Origin of the sequence: Streptomyces sp. NPDC052036, assembly GCF_040680495.1 — a bacterium.
In the GTDB taxonomy this organism is placed as follows: domain Bacteria; phylum Actinomycetota; class Actinomycetes; order Streptomycetales; family Streptomycetaceae; genus Streptomyces.
The window spans coordinates 60,026-79,910 of sequence record NZ_JBFAWW010000005.1 but is presented as its reverse complement, the minus strand read 5'-3'; the positions used below and the strand labels follow the sequence as shown (position 1 = coordinate 79,910).

Genomic DNA, 19,885 nt, shown 5'->3' with positions numbered 1-19,885 from the left:
GGCTCCACCATCGCGGAGCCTCACCTATGCAACTTACTGGCGCTTTACTCGGTTCCCGATTCCGGGTTGGAGTGAGGAACGAGGCAGGATTGTGACCATGTCCAACACTCCCATGGCAGCGAGTCCCCTCACCCGGGCCGTGCTCGAGATCGACGAGTACGTCTCCGGCCTCGGGTGGGACCAGCCCGCTCGCCTCTTCGCCCTCGTCGACACCGCGCGGCTGCGGACCCAGGAACCCTCGCTCGCGGCCCAGCTCGGTCTGGAGAACGAGTCCGAGTCAGCGGGCCTCACCCCGATCGAGCAGGAGGAGATCCCTGCCGACAGCCCGCTGGACGAGTTCCTCGCCACCATCGCCTGGCCCGACGCGGTGGTCGGCTGCGCGCTCGCGGTGGAGCGGCTGATGCTGCCGCCGTCCGCGGAGGCCTCGGTCCCGCAGGGGCTGAGCGAGAAGAAGCTCGCCCGGTGGGTCGCCGAGCACCCGGACCGCCAGGAGGTGCGGATGACGGTGGCGGTGCTGCGGGACGGCGCGCGTGAGTCGGCGCTGCGGCTGCGCGAGAAGGACTCGCCGACGGAGGTGCTGACCGGCCCGGACCTGGTGCCGGGGCTCGCGGAGGCGCTGACGGCGACGTTCGCGGACTGAGGCCCGCGCGTGCTGCGACGGCGGGGGCGCCCCCTGATGATCAGGGGGCGCCCCCGCCGTCGTACACGCCCTTGCCGCGCCCGGGAGCGCGGAGCCTGCTCGTGCGCCCTGGTTCTAGCCCTTGGTGGTGCACTTCGGGAGGTCGGCGGTCTTGCCGGTGCGGATGTCCTTGAGGGCGTTCAGGGCGTCGCCGATGGTGTTGACCCGGACGAGGGTGAGGCCCTCGGGGGTGTCCTTGGCGGCGGCCGCGCAGTTGTCCTTGGGCGTCAGGAAGTACTGGGCGCCCTTCTCGCGCGCGCCGACGGTCTTCATCTCGACCCCGCCGATCGGGCCGACGTGCCCGTCGTCGTCGATGGTGCCGGTGCCGGCCACGAACTTCCCGCCGGTGAGGTCGTCCGGGGTGAGCTTGTCGACGATGCCGAGGGCGAACATCAGCCCCGCGCTGGGACCGCCGACGTCGGCGAGCTTGATGTCGATCGTGAACGGGAACGTGTGGTCGGTCCCGGCGGAGATCCCGACTATGGCTCGCTGCCGGCCGCTGTCGTGGGACTTCGCCGTGGTGATCGTCACGTCCTGGGTCGTGGTGGCCGTCTTCTGCGCCTTCTCGGCGGCGGCCTGCTCCTTGGCGGGCAGGATCGTGAAGACGACGTCCTGTCCCGGCTTGTGCTTGGTGACCAGCTTGGCGACGTCGTCGGGCCCCTTCACGGGCGTCCCGTCCACGGCCTTGATGACATCACCGGCGTGCAGCCTGCCCTCGGCGGGGGAGTCCTTGAGGACGGTGGCGACGATCACCCAGGACTTCACGGGGACGCCCAACTGCTTCAGGGCGGCGACCTTGGCGCTCTCCTGGGACTGGGAGAACTCCTCGGCGTTCTCCTGGGTGGACTGCTGCTCGGTCTTGCCGTCCGGGTAGAGCGTGTCGTGCGGGACGACCTTGTCGTCGTGCGCAAGCCAGCCGTAGACCGCCTCGACCAGGTTCATGTTGTAGTCGGCGCTGGTGACCCGGACCGTGGTCATGTTCAGATGGCCGGTCGTCGGATAGGTCTTGCGCCCGGAGATCTGCAGCACCGGCTCGCCGTCGTGCTCGGCGAGGGTGTTCACCGTCGGCCCCGGGGACATCTCCGAGTACGGCACTTTGATGAACACTCCCGCGCACAGGAGCGCGATCAGCATCAGGGTGGAGGCGAGCATCGTCGCGGTGCGGCGTGGCATGGAACGACAGTACGGGAAGGTCCTGTCAGTGCACCCCCGGGGCTGTCCCATCCGTGTGGGCGGCCTCTCGGGCGGGAGCTCTCAGGTGCCGGAGTGGGATTTCTCCATGGCCTCGCGGAAGCGCGCGTATCCGGCCAGCTCGGAGCCGTCACCCGCGGTCTTGCGATGACGGCCGGCCCAGCCGCCCCACAGTCCGGCACCGACCGCAGCCAAAAGCGGAATCAGCAACCAGGCGAGCGCCGCCATGCCGACCTCCCAACCCCATGAGCGACCGCAACTGACTGATCAGCAGATTAACCATCCGCCTTGTCAACGCTCGCGTCAGGGGTGCGGTTACGCAACCGGAGACCGGTGAGAGCTCGGTTAACCCTATGAGAGGAGTGCGCCGGGGGCGGACGGCGCCGCCGGGCGGCGCCCGGGGGTCAGCACGCGCCCACCCATTCCTCCGTCCCGTCGGAGAACGTCTGGTGCTTCCAGATCGGCACCTCGTGCTTGAGATCGTCGATCAGCCTGCGGCACGCCTCGAAGGCCTCGCCCCGGTGGGGGCAGGCCACGGCGACGACCACGGCGAGGTCGCCGACCCTCAGGTTCCCGACGCGGTGCACGGCCGCGAGGGCCCGCACCGGATGGTCGGCGGCGACCTTCTCTGCGATCCGCCGCATCTCCGCCTCGGCACTGGGGTGGCTCGAATACGCCAGCTCCTCGACGTCCGCCCCGGCGTCGTGGTTGCGCACGGTCCCGACGAACAGCGCCGTCCCGCCGGCCGCGTCGTCCCCGACCGCCCGGAAGACCTCGTCGAGAGAGAGGGGGGTGTCGCGGATCGCGAGCAACTTGATCGGATCGTCCGCCGCGCGCTCACCGGGGTGGTTGCTGTGGGGTGCCATGCCCCCATCGTGCCGTACACCTCCGGGGCGAGGAAGCGAGAGATCCGCCGGCACGCGCGCGAGGAGCGGATCCTCAGATGCGCCGACGGGCCTTGCGCGCCCGCCGCACCACCGCGGCCGCACCGAGCAGAGCCACCGTGGCACCCGCGGCACCCGCCGCCGTCGCGTCCTTGCGCCCGAGCCGCCGGCCCGCCACGGTGTGCCGCCCGGAGGCCTCCTCCAGCAGCTCCGCGAGGACCTCCTCGTTCGTCCACCGGGGCCGCCATCCGGCGTCGTGCAGTCGGCTGCCGCTGACCACCCACGGGTACATCGTGTACGCGAGGTCCCCGGCGGGCGAGGGCGTCAGTCCGATCCGGTGCAGCCGGGCCGCCGCCCCCAGGGCGACCGCCGAGGGCAGCTCCATCCGCCGGATCCCGCTCAGCTCCTCGACCTCCTCCTGCTCCAGCCATCCGTCGCACCCGACGGCGAGCTCCCCCTCCACCTTCTCCAGGACGGCGTACTCCAGGGCGCTGCACAGGTCCTCGACATGGCAGAACTGCCAGGCCGGCCGCGACCCCGCCACCACCAGCAGCCGCGGCGACTCGAAATACCTGGTCAGCGCTGTGTCCGTGCCGCCGACCAGCACGGACGGCCGGACCACGGTGACATTGAGTCCCGGGTGCGCGCGCGGCGCCCGCCGCGCCAGCCGCTCGATCTCCAGCAGATCCCCGACCCCGGTCGCCTCCGCCGTGGCCCGCAGCTCGGCGTCCTCCGAGAGCGGCAGCTCGTTGTCCGGCAGCGCCCCGTAGACCATCGCCGAGGTGCACAGCACCACCCGGTGCACCCCGGCGGCCGCGGCGGCGGTCAGCACGGTCTGCGTCCCGCGCACGTTGTACGCCGTGCGCGCCGCGGGATCCGTCTCCAGGTCGAGGTCGAGGGCCAGGTGCACCACGACGTCCGCGCCGCGCAGCTTGTCGGCGATCGCCGGGTCCCGCACGTCCAGGATGTGCCACTGCGCCGCCGCGCACTCCCCGCGCCGCTCGTCGATGGCGATGACCTGCTTGATCGCGTCGGACGCGGCGAGCCGCTCGGTCAGCAGCGCGCCGACGCCGGACGCGGCGCCGGTGACCGCGACGACGGGCCCACGGAGGGCGGGCGCCTGGTCGCCGCGCTGCGCCGCCGGGCGGCGGCGGTCGTCGGGCGACGGGCGGGCCGAATGGTTTCGCGCTGCGCGAACCTGTGGATCTGGGGAACTCACCGGGCGTCTCCAGCGGTTGTCTTCAGTACGGGCGCGGCACACGCGGCCGTACCAGGTGGCATCCATCCTGCCGCAGCCCAGGTGTCGGTGAAGCACCCAGGCCCGATCGCGCCGGGGTGTCTACGCTGGGTGTGTTGTCGGGCAGCCAGCCGCCGGAGAAAGCCGGTGGCCTTACCAGCCGAGGAATCCCGTGAGTGACACCCCATTCGGATTCGGCCTTCCGCCGGAGGAGCCGGAGAACGGCGACGAGGGCAAGAAGAAGGACCAGGAGAGCGGTGGTGGTCAGGGACCGGCCAACCCGTTCGGTTTCGGGCACCCCGGAGCCGGCGGAGCCGGCGCCGACAACCCGCTCGCCGCGATGTTCGGTTCCCTGAACCCCACCGACCTGGGCGCCGCGTTCCAGCAGCTGGGCCAGATGCTCTCCTACGAGGGCGGCCCGGTGAACTGGGACATGGCCAAGCAGATCGCCCGCCAGACGGTCTCCCAGGGCACCCCGGACGGCACCAAGGACGCGAGTGTGAGCCCCGGCGAGCGCTCCGCGGTCGAGGAGGCCGTCCGCCTCGCCGACCTGTGGCTCGACGATGTGACGTCGCTCCCGTCCGGCGCCGGCTCCGCCGTGGCCTGGAGCCGCGCGGAGTGGGTCGAGGCGACCCTGCCGGTGTGGAAGGAGCTCGTCGACCCGGTCGCCGAGCGCGTCGGCGCGGCCATGGGCGACGTCCTGCCGGAGGAGATGCAGGCCATGGCGGGCCCGCTGATCGGCATGATGCGTTCCATGGGCGGCGCCATGTTCGGCACGCAGATCGGGCAGGCCGTCGGTGTGCTCGCCGGCGAGGTCGTCGGGTCCACCGACATCGGTCTGCCGCTCGGCCCGGCCGGCAAGGCCGCGCTGCTGCCGCTGAACATCGAGGCGCTCGGCAAGGACCTGGGCGTGCCCCAGGAAGAGGTGCGGCTGTATCTCGCCCTGCGGGAGGCCGCCCACCAGCGTCTGTTCGCCCATGTCCCGTGGCTGCGCTCGCACCTGTTCGGCGCGGTCGAGGGCTATGCGCGCGGCATCAAGGTCGACACGGCCAAGCTGGAGGACGTGGTCGGCCAGTTCGACCCGCAGAACCCGGAGGAGCTGCAGCAGGCGCTCCAGCAGGGCATGTTCCAGCCGGAGGACACACCGGCGCAGAAGGCGGCCCTGGCCCGTCTCGAGACGGCGCTGGCGCTGGTCGAGGGCTGGGTGGACGCGGTGGTGCACGCCGCGGCGAAGCCGCGCCTGGGCTCCGCGGACGCGCTGCGCGAGACCCTGCGTCGCCGTCGCGCCTCGGGCGGCCCCGCCGAGCAGACGTTCGCCACGCTGATCGGTCTGGAGCTGCGTCCGCGTCGGCTGCGGGACGCCTCCCGTCTGTGGGCCTCGCTCACCGACGCGCGGGGCGTGGACGGCCGGGACGGCCTGTGGGCGCACCCGGACATGCTGCCCACGGCGTCCGACCTGGACGACCCGGACGGCTTTGTGCACCGTGAGCAGCTCGACTTCTCCGAGCTGGACAAGATGCTCGGCGAGGCGGCGGGCGGCTCCGCCGGGAAGACCGACCTGACCAAGAAGGACGACGGCGAGGCCGAGGGCGACGACGCCGAGTGAGCCTCCACGACGACGCGGTCCTCGTCCTGAAGGGCTACGAGGGCCAGGAAGAGCTGCGCCAGGTCTACCTGGACCACTTGGCGACGCATCCGGACGGCATGTGGAAGGCCTGCCGTGACGGGCATGTCACGGCGAGCGCCCTGGTGATCGATCCCGAGCGCGACCGGGTGCTGCTGACCCTGCACGGGAAGCTGCGGATGTGGCTGCAGATGGGCGGCCACTGCGAGCCGTCCGACGCGACGCTGGCGGCCGCCGCCCTGCGGGAGGCCACGGAGGAGTCGGGCATCGCGGGGCTGGCCCTGCTGCCCGGCGGTCCGGTGCGCCTGGACCGTCATCACACTCCGTGCGCCTGGCATCTCGACGTCCAGTACGCGGCGCTCGCTCCGGCCGGGGCCGTCGAGGCGATCAGCGACGAATCGCTGGACCTGCGCTGGTTCGCCTACGACGAGGTGGCGGCCGTGGCGGACGACTCGGTCGTACGTCTGCTGGAGACGACGCGCGCCAGGCTGTGACGTCAGGTATGGATGCGTGTAAGGGGCGATCGCCATTGCGGTCGCCCCTTACACGGTCGCCCCTTACACGGTCCCCGGACTCCGGGCGGTCAGCTCCAGACGTTGCCCTGGTTCTGCGCCCGTGCCCCGTGCTGACCCATGCCGTACTGGGCGCGCAGCCCCTGCCCGATCACCGCGTTCTGCGGCGGCAGCAGTTCGCTGGGCTGCACCAGCGCGAAGCCGCTGCCCATGAAGCTGAGCTCCCAGCCCTCACCGGTGTTGCCGCGCCGGCGCCACACCCCTGAGGTGTGCGTCTGGGCCTGCATCTGCACCCGCAGGCCGGTGGACCAGGCAACGATCGCGTCCGCGTCGCAGTTGACGTACTTGTCGGGCGTGACCTGCATCAGCAGGGGCGCGCCCGACGTCATCAGCGCGACCTTGCCGTGCCCGGTGATGTTGAGCTGGTACTTGCCGGAGCCGGAGATGCCGTACTGGCTGTCCACGGCGATGACCTCGTGGTGCAGCGAGGAGTCCATCGCCAGCACATAGCTGCTGTCGACGGTGAGCCCGTCCCGTTCGACGTCCATGACGTGGACGTACTGGGCGAGATTGGCGAAGTAGACGGTGCCCTGCCCGTGACAGCGCATCAGGTCCACTCCCTCGCCGGTGTGGGCGCGCGCACGGTGCTGGCCGCTGCTCTGGTACTCGGCGTCGAACTCGATGAGCCCCTGGTAGGCGACCATGGTGCCCTTGCGCGCCAGGATGTCGTCGTGGCCCTCCAGCAGGACGCGCAGCAGCTGCGGGTTCTGCAGACTGTAGCGCTCCTGGGTCTGCTGCTCGTTGTAGCCGAAAAGCGTGCTCTGCATGGTGTGCGGTTCCCCCTCAGCCCCGGATCCGGAGGCGGTCGGTGCTGTCCTCGCTGGGCTGGACGACCACGATGCCCTGCCCGGAGAACGCCATCTGGTACGCCTCGCCGCTGCCGCGCCCGATGAGCGACTGCGCCTTGAAGCTGCGCTTGCCCTTCACCTTCAGGTTCGGGGACCAGGCGACGAGGGCGTCCGGGTCGACGTACGTCTCGTCCTCACCGCCGCCGCAGTCGACGACGATCGGCGTGCCCCGGGAGGTCAGGGCGACCCAGCCCTGACCGGAGATCTTCGTGTTCCACAGGCCCTGTCCGGCGAACTTGGCGAGCCCCTTGACGCGTTCGATACCCCACTGCAACTGCGCGTCGAAGGCGAGCAGGTTGGTGGCGTTGACGGAGATCGCGTCGCCGCCGAGGTTGATGACGACGACGTTCGCCCCGTAGTCGGCGAGGTAGAGCAGGCCGTCCCCGGAGCACTTCATCAGGGGCGCGCCTTCACCGGTGAGCCAGTCCCGCGCGATCTGGCGTACGGCGGGCGGGTTGGGCTCATAGGTGACGAACCCTTCGTAGGCGACCATCGACCCCACACGCGCGAAGAGGTCGTTCCCGGTCTGCATGGCGACCTTCAGCATGTGGCTGCCGTGGTTCTCCATGCGGGCGGTGACGGGTGCGGGGGCGAAGCCCGCGAGCGGCTGGTTCATGACGGGCTCCCTCTAGACCTCGTAGGGCTGGACGACGACGAAATTGCCGGGCGCGGCACGGAACTGAAGGTTGACGCCCTCCCCGGTGTCCCCCGGGTAGGCGTTGCGGCGCATCCGCACCTGGCTGGAGACGATCACCTGGGCGGCCGCCGACCAGGCGACGACGGCGTTGGAGTCCACGAACGTCGTCGGCGTGACCGGCAGCACCACCGGCGCGCCGTGCGTCTTGACGACGATCGTGCCGGTCCCCTGGAACTGCATCGTGAACAGCGCGCCGCCGGGGATGCCGTGTCCCTCGATGCGCCGGACCTCGTACTGGAGGGACTCGTCGAAGGCGAGGACGTTCTCCGCGGAGACGCAGATCGCGTCCCCCTGGAGCTCGATCGGGTGCAGATGGGTGGCGTTCTCGGCGAAGAACACCTGGCCCTGGCCCGTGCAGCGCATCAGCTGCATCTCCTGGCCGGTGGCGTTGCCGACGATGCGTCCGGCGAAACCGGCGCCCTTGTAGTTGAAGTCGACCTTGCCCTGGTAGAGCACCATGCTGCCCTGTCGCGCCAGCACGGGCTGGCCGCCGATGCCGAGGTCGACGCGGACGAGCTTCTTGTTCTGCTGGGTCCACCGCTGGCCGGTGGGGGTCTCCTTGTACGCCTGGAGCGCGGCGGCCACACCGGCAGCGCCCTGGGGGGCGCCCTGGGGAGCGCCGTACGGGGCGGGAGCGCCTGCCTGGCCGGGAACCTGGCCGTAGGGCGGCTGCTGACCGTATCCGGGAGGCGACGGGGGCTGTTGTCCGTAGCCGGGCGGCATGGTGGCGGACTGCTGGCCGCCGTAGCCCGGGGGCGGGCCCGGCTGCCCGGGCGGCTGGGCGTACGGCGCGGGGCCCGGGGGCGGCGGCACGGTGCCGCCGGGCGGCGTGGTCAGGGGCGCGACGATGGTGGGCGCGGCGTGCACGGAGGGTGCGGGCGGTGCGGGGACGGGCGCCGGCGGGGCGGGCGCGGGGGGCGGCGGAAAGCCCTGCGGCGCGGGGGGCGCGGCCGGGGCACCGAACGTGGGCGGCGCGGATGCCTGGGCCGGTGGGGCGAACCCGGGAGCCGCACCGGTCGCCGGCTGCTGCGGCTCCTGCGGCGCGGACGGCTGCTCCTCCTCGAGGACCTCACCGCCGAAGTTCTTCAGCAGCGCCTCGAGCCCGCCGTCGAAGCCCTGGCCGACCGCGGCGAACCGCCAGACGTCCTTCAGATAGAAGTCGCCGAGCATGACCGCACGCTCGGTACTGAACTCCGCGCCGCTGAACGGGTATCGGGCAACTTCCTCGCCGCCCGCCACAATGCGCAGATATCCGGGGCCGATCTGCGACATCTGCCCGGTGCCGTCGAGCGTCGCCGTGAAGGACAGCTTCTGGATCTGCGGCGGGATCCTGTCGAGCGTGATCCGGAAGGACTCCGTGTCGCCCGCCTGCGGCCCGAGCAGCTGAACGGCCTCCTCCGGCGACTTGGGCTGGTTGAAGAAGACGAAGTACCGGTCGTCCGAGAGCCGTTCGTCGCCGTCCAGACCGAAGCAGCTGATGTCGAAGGTCAGCCCGGGCCCGGAGATCTGCACGCCTACGTACAGATCCGTGCCCGCGGTGAGGTCACTGATCCTGGCCTTGTGGCCGCGCTGGAATTCCCTGGCCATGCGTAACGACCGTCCCCCATTCCGAATGTGAACACGTCGCGCCAGGCTAACGGCAATCGCCCACAGCGGACGCAGCCGGTACAGACCCGGTACACAACCGCTTCACGGACGGCACCCGGCAAGAGGGACGACGACGGCCCCGGCTACTCGGCGGGAGGCACCGCCTCGTGCGGCAGCCGGCCGACCGCGACGACCCCTTCCAGATAGCCACGGGCTCGTTCCGTGCGCGGATACGCCTCCAGCAGCCGCCAGAACCGCGGCCCGTGCCCGGGCACCAGCAGATGCGCCAGCTCGTGCAGCAGGACATAGTCCACGACGTACTCCGGCATCCCCTGCAACCGGTGCGACAGACGGATGCTGCCCTCGGACGGGGTGCAGGAGCCCCAGCGCGTGTTCTGGTTGGTGACCCAGCGCACCGACGCGGGCCGCGCCCGCCCGTCGAAGTACTGCGTCGACAGCCGTTCCGCGCGCTCGGCCAGCTCCACATCGCCGATCACGCGCTTGCTCTCCTGAGCGGCGAGCTTGTCGAGCATGACGGTCACCCAGCGCTGCTCCTCCGCCTCGGACATCCGGGCGGGGATCAGCACGATGGTGCGATCGCCCTCGCGGTACGCGGAGACCGTTCTACGGCGACGCGCGCTCCTGCGAACCTCGATCGCGCTCGCCCCCGAGCCGCTCGGCGGCTGGCTGGTCTTGCTGCGCTGTGGCTTTCCGGCGCGGTGCAGTGGATCGGCGGGCACGCCCCGACGTTACCCGCTGCACCAGCGGGAAGTCCCCCCTCGGGAACGGTTCCGTGCCGATCCACACCCCATGCGCTTGATAGTACGACCAACACCCCCACCTGTGGACAACTTTCGGCACGCCCCCGGCCGGCGGGGGCATCCTGGCATCCGTCAGCACATCGAACACCCGCCGACGAACAGGGACCTACGACAGCTACGGGGGCCGCTCATGCATCCGATGGTGAAGCCCGCGCTGCGGCGCGGCTGGCGCGATCTGAACACCGTGCAGTTCGGGATGGCACCCGCGCACGCCATAGTGCTGGGGCCCGTGGACACCGCGACGGGCAGCTTCCTCGGCCTGCTCGACGGCACCCGTGGCCTGCCGATGCTGCGCGAAGAGGCCCACCGCATGGGCCTGCCCGACGGGCATGTGGACGCCCTGGTCGACAACCTGTCCGGCTCGGGCCTGCTGGACGACACCACGGGAGGCGGCCCAGGGGCCGACGCACTGCGCGCGAAGGCCGGCGTCCTGGACCGCCTACGGCCCGACCTGGCATCCCTGTCGCTCGTCGCCCGCGCACCGGGCGAGCCCGCCCGACGTCTGGCCGCGCGCCGCAGCCATCGCGTCCAGGTCCGCGGGGCGGGCCGGGTGGGAGCCGTCCTCGCCTCGCTGCTCGCGGGCGCGGGCGTCGGCGAGATCGACGTCCGTGACACCGGCTGCGTCGAGCCGTGGGACGTCGCACCGGGCGGCCTCCCGGCCGACTCGATCGGGGCACGCCGCGAGGACACGGCCCGCCGTGCCGTGCGAGCAGCCGCCCCGGACCGGCCGCCACGCCGGGAGCGCGTCTCCCGGCGCTCACCCCGCGACGACCCGGGCCCCGGTTTCTCCCTGGTGATCCTCGCCCCACGCGACGGTCTGGACGTCCACGCACCCGACCCGTTCACCGCCGAACCACTGATCGCCTCCGGTACGCCCCATCTGTACGCCGGGGTCGTGGAGGGCACGGGAGTCGTAGGCCCCTTCGTCCTGCCGGGTGAAACGGCCTGCGCGGGTTGCCTGGACCGGGCCCGCACCGACCGGGACGAGACCTGGCCCCGGCTGGTCGCGCAGTGGCGCTCCGGACGCCCACGGCAGGTCCAGGCCTGTGACCTGGCCCTGGCCACCGCAATTGCCGGAGTCGCCGCCGGACACGCGCTCGCCTTTCTCGACGGCGACGCGCCCTCCAGCGCCGGCGCACGCTGGGAGACTTCCGTGCCGCGGCTGCACTGGCACACCCGACCCGTGTGGCCGCACCCCGCATGCGGGTGCGGCTCGGCGGAGAAAGGTAACGAGGAACACACCTCAAAGGACGGGCAGCCGCACGAGACAATGGCGGAGCAACGACCGTCGAGGAACTCGTCCCGTAGGGCACACGCGGCACGGCTGTCTGGGACTTGGAGGGCGCATGTCTGATCTTCCCCGGAAGGCGGTCACCAGAACCGCCAAGCTCGCCGCGCTGCCGCTCGGCTTCGCCGGGCGGGCCACGTGGGGACTGGGCAAACGCATCGTCGGGGAATCGGCCGAGATCGTCGGCCGGGAACTCCAGCAGCGCACCGCCGAGCAGCTGTTCAAGGTGCTGGGTGAGCTGAAAGGGGGTGCCATGAAGTTCGGCCAGGCCCTGTCCGTGTTCGAGTCCGCGCTCCCCGAGGAGGTCGCCGGGCCCTACCGGGCCGCCCTGACCAAGCTTCAGGAGGCGGCCCCGCCGATGCCGACCCGCACGGTGCACGCCGTGCTCGAAGAGCACCTCGGCCACGACTGGCACGAACTGTTCCAGAAGTTCGAGGACAAGCCGTCGGCGGCCGCGTCCATCGGCCAGGTCCATCGCGCGGTGTGGCACGACGGCCGCGAGGTCGCGGTCAAGGTGCAGTACCCGGGCGCCGGGGAGGCCCTGCTCTCCGACCTCAACCAACTCAGCCGGTTCGCCCGACTGCTCGGCCCCCTCATCCCGGGCATGGACATCAAACCGCTGATCACCGAGCTGCGCGACCGGGTCTCGGAGGAGCTGGACTACGGCCTGGAGGCACAGGCGCAACGGGCGCACGCGGAGGAGTTCGCGGACGACCCGGACGTGACGGTGCCGGATGTGGTGCACCAGTGCGAGCAGATCCTGGTGACCGAGTGGGTCGACGGTATACCGCTGTCGGAGGTGATCGCAGACGGCACCCAGGAGCAGCGCGACCGCGCCGGTCAGCTGCTGGCCCGTTTCCTCTTCTCCGGCCCGGCCCGCACGGGCCTTCTGCACGCCGACCCGCACCCGGGCAACTTCCGTCTGGTGCCCGGCGCCACCCGGAAGGACGACTGGCGCCTCGGCGTCCTCGACTTCGGCACGGTCGACCGCCTCCCCGGCGGTCTGCCCACCCCGATCGGTCCGTCCCTGCGCATGGCCATCGAGGGCGACGCCCAGTCGGTCTACGAGCTCCTCCGTGAGGAGGGTTTCGTCAAGGAGTCCATCGCTCTGGACCCCGATGCGGTCCTCGACTACCTCCTGCCGATCATCGAGCCCGCCCAGGCGGACGAGTTCACTTTCACCCGCGGCTGGATGCGCAGCCAGGCGGCCCGTATCGCCGACCCGCGCTCCCCCGCCTACCAGCTGGGCAAGCAGCTGAACCTGCCCCCGGCGTACCTGCTCATCCACCGGGTGACCCTGAGCACGATCGGCGTGCTGTGCCAGTTGGGCGCGACGGTCCGGCTCCGTGACGAACTGGAGGAGTGGCTCCCGGGCTTCCTGCCGGAGGAGGAACCGGCGGTCGAGGCATGACGAGCCGCGAGCTCCGTGCGGAGCTCTGAGTCAACGCACTGCGGGGGCCGGTCCGTTCGGACCGGCCCCCGTCGGGTCTTCCCGCCGCCGACGGTGGTCGGCTACTGCATCACGGCCATGGCCAGCGCACGCCGGGCACGCAGCGAGGCGCGCTCGGCCTTGCGCTGCATCCGGCGGGCCATCACCAGGCGCACGGCCCGGCGTTCCTGCTCGGCCTCGTGCAGTCGCTCGCGCATATGCGCGCGAGCCAAGGCTTCTGGGATGAGTTGCATCTCTCGGGTCCTGTTCTGACGCGAGGCGTTCGCGCCTGTGGTGGTGACGTCTGGGGTCGCGGAGCCTGCGGGCTCGTTGGTGGACGGCTTCATCGGGGCCTGCTTCTTGGGGTCGTGCGTGAGGGGGCGATCGATCGTTCCTGTGGTGTTCATGCCGTGACCGGGTTCTTGCGCGGGCGGCCACGCGGCCGCTTCCGGGCGACGACGACACCCTGGACGAAGAGCTCGCCACCCCAGACGCCCCAGGGCTCACGCCGCTCCTTGGCGCCGGCGAGGCAGGCCTCGATCAGCGGGCAGGTGCGGCAGAGGGACTTGGCGTACTCCACGTCGGCCGGCGACTCGGCGAAGAAGACCTCCGGGTCGTAGGAGCGGCACGGGACGGGTACGCCGAGGTTCTCGATGGCGTCGTCGAGCGCGGTGAGCGCGGTGAGCGGGATCAAGGTGGAGTCCTCCGTGAGGCCGGGCGGGGGGATCGTTTCGGAAGGCGGTACGGACGGGGCGTGCGCTTCGAGTTGCACGGGTCGTCTTCCTCGTCTGGTCGTTCCGGCCCTGTTGGGCCGGGTGGCGGCGTGGTACCGGGTTCTTTTCTTGTCCCGAGGCCCCTTCGGTCCGCTCTCCCCGTTCAGGGAAAACAGAAGGGCCGCGGATCCCGGATGGGGTTCCGCGGCCCTGAAGGCGCCGGCCTGATCGGCAATCAGGCTGGATCACTCCAGGGTTCTGGCCCACGGAAGGCCCACATCAGGTGGTGCTGCGTCTGCTTCCGGAATCCGGCACCGGCCGCTGCAAAGGCATAGGCATGTGCCTGTGCCACTACTGCTTCCAGTGCCTTGGTCGGTCGCTCATTGCGCTCACGGATGGGAAGACCCGCGAGAGACAGGGCGGACGCCGGGCGGTCGGCAGAAATGCCGGACAGACCGGTGCCCAGGACCGAGGCGCCGAGCATGCACGCGGAGACGACCGAGTGATCGGTCAGTTTGACGGTGCGGGTGGAGCTGGCCTTGATGCTGATCACTTCAATCGCCTCCTCTCGGCGTCTCAGAGGACTGGGGGTGAGCCAGTCCGACGGATACATAAGTACAGCACGGAATCGGGGCCTTCGAGAAGGCCGCCGTCCCCGTGGCTAAGAACCTATGGGGATTGCTGGGGCATGCGCAAACTATTTTTTCGACGAGTTGCTGTCAGCTGCCGCTGCCTTCACGGCTTCCGTCGCCACCTGCGCAGATGGCCAGAACATCGGCGCCGTAGCGGTTGAGCTTGCGGACTCCGACTCCGGGGATGCGTGCCAGTTCCCCCTCGTCGTCGGGGGCGGCTTCGGCGATGGCGATCAAGGTTCGGTCGGTGAAGACGCAGAACGCGGGCTGTCCGCTGCGCTGGGCCTGCTGCGCCCGCCACTCGCGCAGCCTTTCGTAGAGCCCCTCGTCCATGTCGGAGGGGCAGTCGTCGCAGCGCATCAGTTTCATCTCGCCGGCCTCGGACAGAGTGCGCCCGCAGACCCGGCAGCGGGCAGGGGTTCTGCTGGTCCGACGTGGGGCGCTGCTGGCGGGGAGGGCGCCGAAGCCGCGTTCGATGCCACCGGTTCCGCCGGCGCCGCCGAACGGGGGGCGGCCGACGGTGGCGGCGGAGCCGGAGCGCAGTCCGTCGAGGAAGCGGCTGGGGCGCCGGTTGGGACGGCCGCCCGGTGCGCGGGACAGGGACCAGGAGACGTGCAGGTTTTCTCTCGCCCGGGTGACGCCGACGTAGAGCAGACGGCGCTCTTCCTCGATCTGCTCGTCGGTTCTGGCGTAGGTGATCGGCATCATGCCCTCGGCGCAGCCGACGAGGAAGACGGCGTCCCATTCCAGGCCCTTGGCCGAGTGCAGGGAGGCGAGGGTGACGCCCTGGACGGTCGGGGCGTGCTGAGCGCCCGCGCGTTCGTCGAGCTCCGCGACGAGGTCGGCGAGGGTGGCGCGGGGGTGCGCCGCGGCGAAGTCCTGGGCGAGGTTCACGAGTGCGGCCAGGGACTCCCAGCGCTCTCTGACGGCTCCCGATCCCGCCGGGGGCGTGGGGGTCCAGCCTTCGCCGGACAGCACGGCGCGGACCTGGGAGGGCAGGTCGACGACGTCGTCGAGGAGGGAGTCGTTGGCTCCGAAGCGGGCGGCGCCGCGCAGGGCGATACCGGCCTTGCGCACCTCCGGGCGGTCGAAGAATCGTTCGGCGCCGCGGAGCTGGTAGGGGATTCCGGCGTCGGCGAGGGCCTGTTCGTAGATCTCGGACTGGGAGTTGGTGCGGAACAGGATCGCGATCTCCGCGGCGGGTATGCCGGAGGCCAGCAGGTCGCGGATGCGGCGGGCGGCGCCTTCGGCCTCGGCAGGTTCGTCCGCATATTCGGTGTAGACGGGGTGGGGCCCTGGGTCGCGCTGGGAGACGAGTTCGAGCCGGTGGTCGGCCGCGCGGCCGCGGGCCTGGGCGAGGAGGCCGTTGGCGAGGTGGACGATCTGGGGGGTGGAGCGATAGTCGCGGACGAGTTTGACGACGGTCGCTCCGGGGTGGCGGAGGCGGAAGTCGAGCAGATGGTCGGGGGTGGCTCCGGTGAAGGAATAGATCGTCTGGCTGGCGTCGCCCACGACGCACAGGCTGTCGCGGTCGCCGAGCCACAGTTCGAGCAGGCGCTGCTGGAGGGGGCTGACGTCCTGGTACTCGTCGACGACGAAGTGCTGGTACTGGGCGCGGACCGCTTCGGCGATGTCGTGCCGGTCCTGGAGGATGCCCACGGTGAGCAGGAGGACGTCCTCGAAGTCGATGACCGCGCGCTCGCGTTTGAGGTCTTCGTAGGCGGCGTAGAGCTGGGCGATCTCGGCGGGGTCGCGGGGGGCTTCACGGCCGGCTTTGGCGGCCGCGCCGGCGTAGTCGGCGGGGACGGTCTGGGTGACCTTGGACCATTCGATCTCGGCGGTCGCGTCCCGCAGTTCGTTGCGGTCGAGGCGGAGGCGGCAGGCGGCGGCCGCGTCCGCGACGACCTGGATCTTCCGGTCGATGATGCGAGGAAGGCTGCCACCGACGGCTTTCGGCCAGAAGTACTGGAGCTGGCGGAGGGCCGCGGAGTGGAACGTACGGGCCTGGACTCCGGCGGCGCCGAGCTGGCGGAGGCGGCCGCGCATCTCGCCCGCGGCGCGGTTGGTGAAGGTGACGGCGAGCACGCTGGGCGGCTGGAGGATGCCGGCCCGGACTCCGTAGGCGATGCGGTGGGTGATGGCTCGTGTCTTGCCGGTGCCGGCTCCTGCCAGCACGCACACCGGGCCGTGCAGGGCGGTCGCCACGGCGCGCTGCTCGGGGTCGAGCCCTTCGAGCACCGCGTCGGCCGAGTCCGGAACCGGCGGGAAGAGGGTGGAGTGCGTTGCTGCTGTCACCCCGCCATGCTGCCAGGTCCCTGGAGGCGGGTGCGGCGGTTGTCCACAGGGGGACTGCTGCGGTCGTACGAATGCCGGGGAGGCTGCCGAGTGAAGGCACGGGTGGGTGGTGCCGGGGTGTCCGTGCGGCGCGCGGCAGGATGCGGACGGTGCCGGGGGCTCCGGAGGGGTGGCGGGAATGGTGGAACGTTCACACACGTTCCCTTCTGAGCGAGCAAGCACAGCACGCATCCCTAGCCGTGAAGGAGCGCGACCGACATGCCGGGCACTGTGACGATGTACAGCACCTCGTGGTGTGGCTACTGCCGTCGGCTGAAGAGCCAGCTGGACCGTGAGGGCATTACGTACAACGAGATCAACATCGAGCAGGACCCGCAGTCCGCGGCCTTCGTGGAGAAGATGAATGGCGGAAACCAGACGGTTCCCACTGTTCGCGTGGTTCCTTCCTCCGGCAGCAAGGAGGTCGTGATGACGAACCCGAGCCTTGCCCAGGTGAAGCAGGCCCTCACCGCCTGACCCGCACGCCCCACACGACCCCCGACGGCCTCACCGGCTGATCGGGGGTTTTGTGTGCCGTCCGGGCCGCCCCGCTGTCAGACCCCCCGGCTACCGTGCGCGGCATGGACATGAACGACCCGCAAGACGTGGGCGCAGCCTTCTGGGCGCAGATCCTCGGCGTCACCATCAGCGAGGAGCCGCCCCCGGCGGACAGCCCCCTCGGCCGAGTGCGTGCCTTCGCCGCCGAGCACGGTGAGGACGCACTCACGGATGAGCACTTCAAGGCGGCCGTTCAGGGGCGCCCTCTCCTCCCGTGACCGCACGGTGAGGACAGGGCCCCGAAGCGGCTCGCTCGCGTGGCGGTGTGGGACGAGTCACACGCTCCGCGTCGGGAGGGGCTTTCCGTACCAGCGTTCGATCAGGCGGGCGGCGATGGAGATGCCGTAGGGGGGCAGCACCTCTCCGGACTCGAAGGCGGCGCGCAGGTCCTCGCGGGAGAACCAGCGGGCCTCGTGGATCTCGTCGCCGTCGACGTTGATGTCGGTGCTGGTGGCGTGGGCGAGGAAGCCGAGCATCAGGCTGGACGGGAAGGGCCAGGGCTGGCTTGCCATGTACTCGACCTCGCCGACGGAGATGCCCGCTTCCTCGAAGACTTCGCGGCGGACGGACTGTTCGATGGACTCGCCCGGTTCGACGAAGCCCGCGAGGGTGGAGAAGCGGCCCTCGGGCCAGTGCACCTGGCGGCCGAGGAGGATGCGGTCCTCGTCGTCGATGACGGCCATGATCACCGCGGGGTCGGTGCGCGGGTAGTGCTCGGCGCCGCAGGCCGGGCAGCGGCGGATGTGTCCGGCGGCCGCGATCACGGTGCGTTCGCCGCAGCGCGAGCAGAAGCGGTGCATCCGCTGCCAGTTCTCCAGGGCGACCGCGTGGACCATCAGCCCTGCGTCGCGGGGCGACAGCAGCAGTCCGGCCTCACGCAGACCGGCCGGGCGGGCGGACTGGTCCATGCGGCCGGGGAGGGCGTCCTTCTGGAGTGCGAAGTAGCTGACGCCGTCCTCGTCGGTGCCGAGGAAGTAGCGGTGGGCCTCGGTGAGGGGTGCCTCGAAGGAGGGGGTCATGACGACTTCGGTGCGGCCGTCGGGCGTCTCGTCGATGAGGACCTGGCCGCCCGAGACCACGAAGCAGCGGGTGGTGGGGTGGCTCCAGGCCGCGGCCAGCCAGGCCTCGTCGAGCCGGTGGTGGGCGGCCCGGTCGATGCCGCTCGGAGCGGTGAGCGAGATGGGCCGGTCGGCGCTGTGGTCGGTCCAGGTGGTCACGGTTGCTTCCAACTCCCCCGGTGGAACGGTTGTTTCGGCGGGCGGTTCAGCGGGACGTTCGGCTGGGGTGGGAACGGATCCGGCGGGTCCTGGGCGCGCGGTGCGGCTCTTCCAGTGTGCCGTGCCCCGCGGCCCGTGCGGCCGACCGTCCGGCCCGCGAGATCGTCAGTGGGCATCGCGCCAGTTCTCCCCGAGGTCGCCCCAAAGGTATGCGGCGGTTTCGACGCCTTTGAGAAGCAGGTCCAGTTCGACCTTCTCATTGGGGGCGTGCCAGCCGTCGGAGGGGATGGAGATGCCGAGGAACAGGACAGGGGCGCCGAGGACGTCCTGGAGGTCGGCCGCGGGTCCCGAGCCGCCCTCACGGGTGAAGCGGACCGGCTGCTGGAAGGCGCGGCCCATGGCGCGTACGACGGACTGCAGGGCGGGGTGGTCGAGGGGGGTCAGGCAGGGGCGGGTGGCCGCGCCGAAGGTGATCTCGTACCGGATCCCGGCGGGCAGCTGGTCGGCGGCCCAGTCGCGGACGGCCTTCTCGATGTGGTCGGGGTCCTGTCCGGCGACGAGCCGGAAGGACAGCTTCACCATGGCCGAGGACGGGATGATCGTCTTGCTGCCGGGGCCCTGGTAGCCGCCGCCGATGCCGTTGACCTCGGCGGTGGGGCGGGCCCAGATGCGCTCCAGGGTGGAATAGCCCTGCTCGCCGTGGGTGGCGGTGGACCTGGCGGTGCGCAGCCACTGTTCCTCGTCGAAGGGGAGCTCGGCGAAGAGGGCGCGTTCCCGGTCGGTGAGGTCGATGATGCCGTCGTAAAAGCCGGGTATCGCCACGCGCGCGTGCTGGTCGTGGAGGGCGGCGACCAGGCGGGCGGCCGCGGTGGCCGGATTGGGGACGGCGCCGCCGAAGGAGCCGGAGTGGATGTCCTGGCCGGGACCGTGCAGGACGATCTCGCATTCGGCGAGGCCGCGCATGCCCGTGCAGACGGTGGGGGTGTTCGCGGACCACATGCCGGTGTCGGAGACGATCACGGCGTCGGCGGCCAACCGGTCCGCGTGCTGTTCGACCAGCGCGCGGAAGTGCGGGGAGCCGGACTCCTCCTCGCCCTCGATGAGCAGCTTGAGGTGGACGGCGGGGGCGGTACGGCCGGTGGCGGCGAGGTGGGCGCGGATGCCGAGTGTGTGGAAGAACACCTGGCCCTTGTCGTCGGCGGCCCCGCGCGCGTGGAGGCGGCCCTCGCGGATCACCGGTTCGAAGGGGTCGCTGTCCCAGCCGTCCTCGCGGGCGGCGGGCTGTACGTCGTGGTGGCCGTAGACGAGGACGGTGGGTGCCTGCGGGTCCTCGGCGGGCCACTCGGCGAAGACGGCCGGGGCGCCCTCGGTGGGCCAGACCTCAGTCGTGGGGAAGCCGGTGTCGCGAAGCTTGGCGGCGAGCCACTCGGCGCTGCGGCGCACGTCCGCCGCGTGCTCGGGCTGGGCGGACACCGACGGGATGCGCAACCACTCGGCCAGGTCGTCGAGGAAGGCGGCGCGGTGGCTGTCGATGTACGTGCGGACGGCACTGTCCGGGGTCTCGCTCATGCTCC

21 protein-coding genes are annotated in these 19,885 nt (G+C 71.2%); 7 read left to right on the top strand and 14 right to left on the bottom strand.

Annotated features, from left to right (window positions below):
* Window positions 1-97: 97 nt before the first annotated feature.
* Entirely contained in the window at window positions 98-640 is a 543-nt protein-coding gene (locus tag AB0L95_RS10200; protein ID WP_365159849.1) for a PPA1309 family protein, read from the top strand.
* A 114-nt stretch (window positions 641-754) separates the two neighbouring features.
* Here AB0L95_RS10200 and AB0L95_RS10195 read toward each other — a convergent pair whose 3' ends face one another.
* From AB0L95_RS10195 to AB0L95_RS10180, 4 genes are all read right to left on the bottom strand, one after another.
* Entirely contained in the window at window positions 755-1,852 is a 1,098-nt protein-coding gene (locus AB0L95_RS10195) for a PDZ domain-containing protein (protein WP_365159846.1), read from the bottom strand.
* 81 nt (window positions 1,853-1,933) lie between these two features.
* Complete coding sequence (locus AB0L95_RS10190; protein WP_365159843.1) at window positions 1,934-2,098, bottom strand: hypothetical protein; 165 nt, start codon at window positions 2,096-2,098, stop codon at window positions 1,934-1,936.
* A 176-nt stretch (window positions 2,099-2,274) separates the two neighbouring features.
* On the bottom strand, window positions 2,275-2,736 hold the full coding sequence (locus AB0L95_RS10185; RefSeq protein ID WP_365159840.1) for a molybdenum cofactor biosynthesis protein MoaE: 462 nt from the start codon (window positions 2,734-2,736) through the stop codon (window positions 2,275-2,277).
* Window positions 2,737-2,809: 73 nt separating this feature from the next.
* Window positions 2,810-3,973 carry an SDR family oxidoreductase gene (locus tag AB0L95_RS10180; RefSeq protein ID WP_365159837.1) on the bottom strand — a complete coding sequence of 388 codons (1,164 nt, stop codon included), beginning with the start codon at window positions 3,971-3,973 and terminating at the stop codon, window positions 2,810-2,812.
* A gap of 190 nt (window positions 3,974-4,163) precedes the next feature.
* Here AB0L95_RS10180 and AB0L95_RS10175 point away from each other — a divergent pair, with 190 nt between their 5' ends.
* Both AB0L95_RS10175 and AB0L95_RS10170 read left to right on the top strand, forming a co-directional pair.
* A complete protein-coding gene (locus AB0L95_RS10175; protein WP_365159834.1) occupies window positions 4,164-5,597 on the top strand; it encodes a zinc-dependent metalloprotease in 1,434 nt (477 codons plus the stop codon).
* Window positions 5,594-6,109, top strand: coding sequence for an NUDIX hydrolase (locus AB0L95_RS10170; RefSeq protein WP_365159831.1), 516 nt, complete (start codon window positions 5,594-5,596; stop codon window positions 6,107-6,109). Before AB0L95_RS10175 ends, AB0L95_RS10170 begins: the two co-directional genes overlap by 4 nt.
* A gap of 89 nt (window positions 6,110-6,198) precedes the next feature.
* Here AB0L95_RS10170 and AB0L95_RS10165 read toward each other — a convergent pair whose 3' ends face one another.
* From AB0L95_RS10165 to AB0L95_RS10150, 4 genes are all read right to left on the bottom strand, one after another.
* Entirely contained in the window at window positions 6,199-6,954 is a 756-nt protein-coding gene (locus AB0L95_RS10165) for an AIM24 family protein (protein WP_365159828.1), read from the bottom strand.
* Between the two features lie 16 nt (window positions 6,955-6,970).
* Window positions 6,971-7,651, bottom strand: coding sequence for an AIM24 family protein (locus AB0L95_RS10160; RefSeq protein ID WP_365159825.1), 681 nt, complete (start codon window positions 7,649-7,651; stop codon window positions 6,971-6,973).
* A gap of 12 nt (window positions 7,652-7,663) precedes the next feature.
* Window positions 7,664-9,319, bottom strand: a complete 1,656-nt coding sequence (locus AB0L95_RS10155) for a TerD family protein (RefSeq protein WP_365159823.1) — start codon at window positions 9,317-9,319, stop codon at window positions 7,664-7,666.
* A 143-nt stretch (window positions 9,320-9,462) separates the two neighbouring features.
* Window positions 9,463-10,059: a M48 family metallopeptidase gene (locus AB0L95_RS10150; RefSeq protein ID WP_365159820.1), complete on the bottom strand. Its 597-nt coding sequence runs from the start codon at window positions 10,057-10,059 to the stop codon at window positions 9,463-9,465.
* 211 nt (window positions 10,060-10,270) lie between these two features.
* Between AB0L95_RS10150 and AB0L95_RS10145 the strand changes: the two genes are divergently transcribed.
* Window positions 10,271-11,494 carry a TOMM precursor leader peptide-binding protein gene (locus tag AB0L95_RS10145; RefSeq protein WP_365159817.1) on the top strand — a complete coding sequence of 408 codons (1,224 nt, stop codon included), beginning with the start codon at window positions 10,271-10,273 and terminating at the stop codon, window positions 11,492-11,494.
* The gene (locus AB0L95_RS10140) at window positions 11,487-12,839 is read left to right on the top strand and encodes an AarF/ABC1/UbiB kinase family protein (protein ID WP_365159814.1); all 1,353 of its coding nucleotides are present in this window, start codon (window positions 11,487-11,489) and stop codon (window positions 12,837-12,839) included. Before AB0L95_RS10145 ends, AB0L95_RS10140 begins: the two co-directional genes overlap by 8 nt.
* Before the next feature lie 101 nt (window positions 12,840-12,940).
* Here the strand turns inward: AB0L95_RS10140 and AB0L95_RS10135 are convergent, their stop codons facing one another.
* The 4 genes from AB0L95_RS10135 to AB0L95_RS10120 form a co-directional block, all read right to left on the bottom strand.
* Window positions 12,941-13,264, bottom strand: coding sequence for a hypothetical protein (locus AB0L95_RS10135; RefSeq protein WP_365159811.1), 324 nt, complete (start codon window positions 13,262-13,264; stop codon window positions 12,941-12,943).
* Window positions 13,261-13,629 (bottom strand): WhiB family transcriptional regulator, encoded by a 369-nt coding sequence (locus AB0L95_RS10130; RefSeq protein WP_010984500.1) that lies wholly within the window; start codon window positions 13,627-13,629, stop codon window positions 13,261-13,263. Before AB0L95_RS10130 ends, AB0L95_RS10135 begins: the two co-directional genes overlap by 4 nt.
* Before the next feature lie 176 nt (window positions 13,630-13,805).
* A complete protein-coding gene (locus AB0L95_RS10125; RefSeq protein ID WP_365159808.1) occupies window positions 13,806-14,123 on the bottom strand; it encodes a hypothetical protein in 318 nt (105 codons plus the stop codon).
* A gap of 166 nt (window positions 14,124-14,289) precedes the next feature.
* Complete coding sequence (locus tag AB0L95_RS10120) at window positions 14,290-16,497, bottom strand: ATP-dependent DNA helicase UvrD2 (protein ID WP_365159805.1); 2,208 nt, start codon at window positions 16,495-16,497, stop codon at window positions 14,290-14,292.
* A 258-nt stretch (window positions 16,498-16,755) separates the two neighbouring features.
* Here AB0L95_RS10120 and AB0L95_RS10115 point away from each other — a divergent pair, with 258 nt between their 5' ends.
* Window positions 16,756-17,013 (top strand): mycoredoxin, encoded by a 258-nt coding sequence (locus AB0L95_RS10115; protein ID WP_365159802.1) that lies wholly within the window; start codon window positions 16,756-16,758, stop codon window positions 17,011-17,013.
* A gap of 104 nt (window positions 17,014-17,117) precedes the next feature.
* On the top strand, window positions 17,118-17,312 hold the full coding sequence (locus AB0L95_RS10110; RefSeq protein ID WP_365159799.1) for a hypothetical protein: 195 nt from the start codon (window positions 17,118-17,120) through the stop codon (window positions 17,310-17,312).
* 57 nt (window positions 17,313-17,369) lie between these two features.
* On the opposite strand, the gene nudC is transcribed toward AB0L95_RS10110, so the two are convergent.
* Together nudC and AB0L95_RS10100 are read right to left on the bottom strand one after the other, a co-directional pair.
* Entirely contained in the window at window positions 17,370-18,311 is a 942-nt protein-coding gene (gene nudC, locus AB0L95_RS10105) for an NAD(+) diphosphatase (RefSeq protein WP_365159796.1), read from the bottom strand.
* A 165-nt stretch (window positions 18,312-18,476) separates the two neighbouring features.
* The gene (locus tag AB0L95_RS10100; RefSeq protein WP_365159793.1) at window positions 18,477-19,880 is read right to left on the bottom strand and encodes a dipeptidase; all 1,404 of its coding nucleotides are present in this window, start codon (window positions 19,878-19,880) and stop codon (window positions 18,477-18,479) included.
* Between the last annotated feature and the right edge of the window lie 5 nt (window positions 19,881-19,885).

What these genes read in the sequence shown, in the direction of transcription:
- AB0L95_RS10200 (WP_365159849.1), top strand. Translation starts at nt 98, where the DNA reads ATGTCCAACACTCCCATGGCAGCGAGTCCCCTCACCCGGGCCGTGCTC.
- AB0L95_RS10195 (WP_365159846.1), bottom strand. Translation starts at nt 1,852, where the DNA reads ATGCCACGCCGCACCGCGACGATGCTCGCCTCCACCCTGATGCTGATC.
- AB0L95_RS10190 (WP_365159843.1), bottom strand. Translation starts at nt 2,098, where the DNA reads ATGGCGGCGCTCGCCTGGTTGCTGATTCCGCTTTTGGCTGCGGTCGGT.
- AB0L95_RS10185 (WP_365159840.1), bottom strand. Translation starts at nt 2,736, where the DNA reads ATGGCACCCCACAGCAACCACCCCGGTGAGCGCGCGGCGGACGATCCG.
- AB0L95_RS10165 (WP_365159828.1), bottom strand. Translation starts at nt 6,954, where the DNA reads ATGCAGAGCACGCTTTTCGGCTACAACGAGCAGCAGACCCAGGAGCGC.
- AB0L95_RS10160 (WP_365159825.1), bottom strand. Translation starts at nt 7,651, where the DNA reads ATGAACCAGCCGCTCGCGGGCTTCGCCCCCGCACCCGTCACCGCCCGC.
- AB0L95_RS10155 (WP_365159823.1), bottom strand. Translation starts at nt 9,319, where the DNA reads ATGGCCAGGGAATTCCAGCGCGGCCACAAGGCCAGGATCAGTGACCTC.
- AB0L95_RS10145 (WP_365159817.1), top strand. Translation starts at nt 10,271, where the DNA reads ATGCATCCGATGGTGAAGCCCGCGCTGCGGCGCGGCTGGCGCGATCTG.
- AB0L95_RS10140 (WP_365159814.1), top strand. Translation starts at nt 11,487, where the DNA reads ATGTCTGATCTTCCCCGGAAGGCGGTCACCAGAACCGCCAAGCTCGCC.
- AB0L95_RS10135 (WP_365159811.1), bottom strand. Translation starts at nt 13,264, where the DNA reads ATGAACACCACAGGAACGATCGATCGCCCCCTCACGCACGACCCCAAG.
- AB0L95_RS10115 (WP_365159802.1), top strand. Translation starts at nt 16,756, where the DNA reads ATGCCGGGCACTGTGACGATGTACAGCACCTCGTGGTGTGGCTACTGC.
- AB0L95_RS10110 (WP_365159799.1), top strand. Translation starts at nt 17,118, where the DNA reads ATGGACATGAACGACCCGCAAGACGTGGGCGCAGCCTTCTGGGCGCAG.
- AB0L95_RS10100 (WP_365159793.1), bottom strand. Translation starts at nt 19,880, where the DNA reads ATGAGCGAGACCCCGGACAGTGCCGTCCGCACGTACATCGACAGCCAC.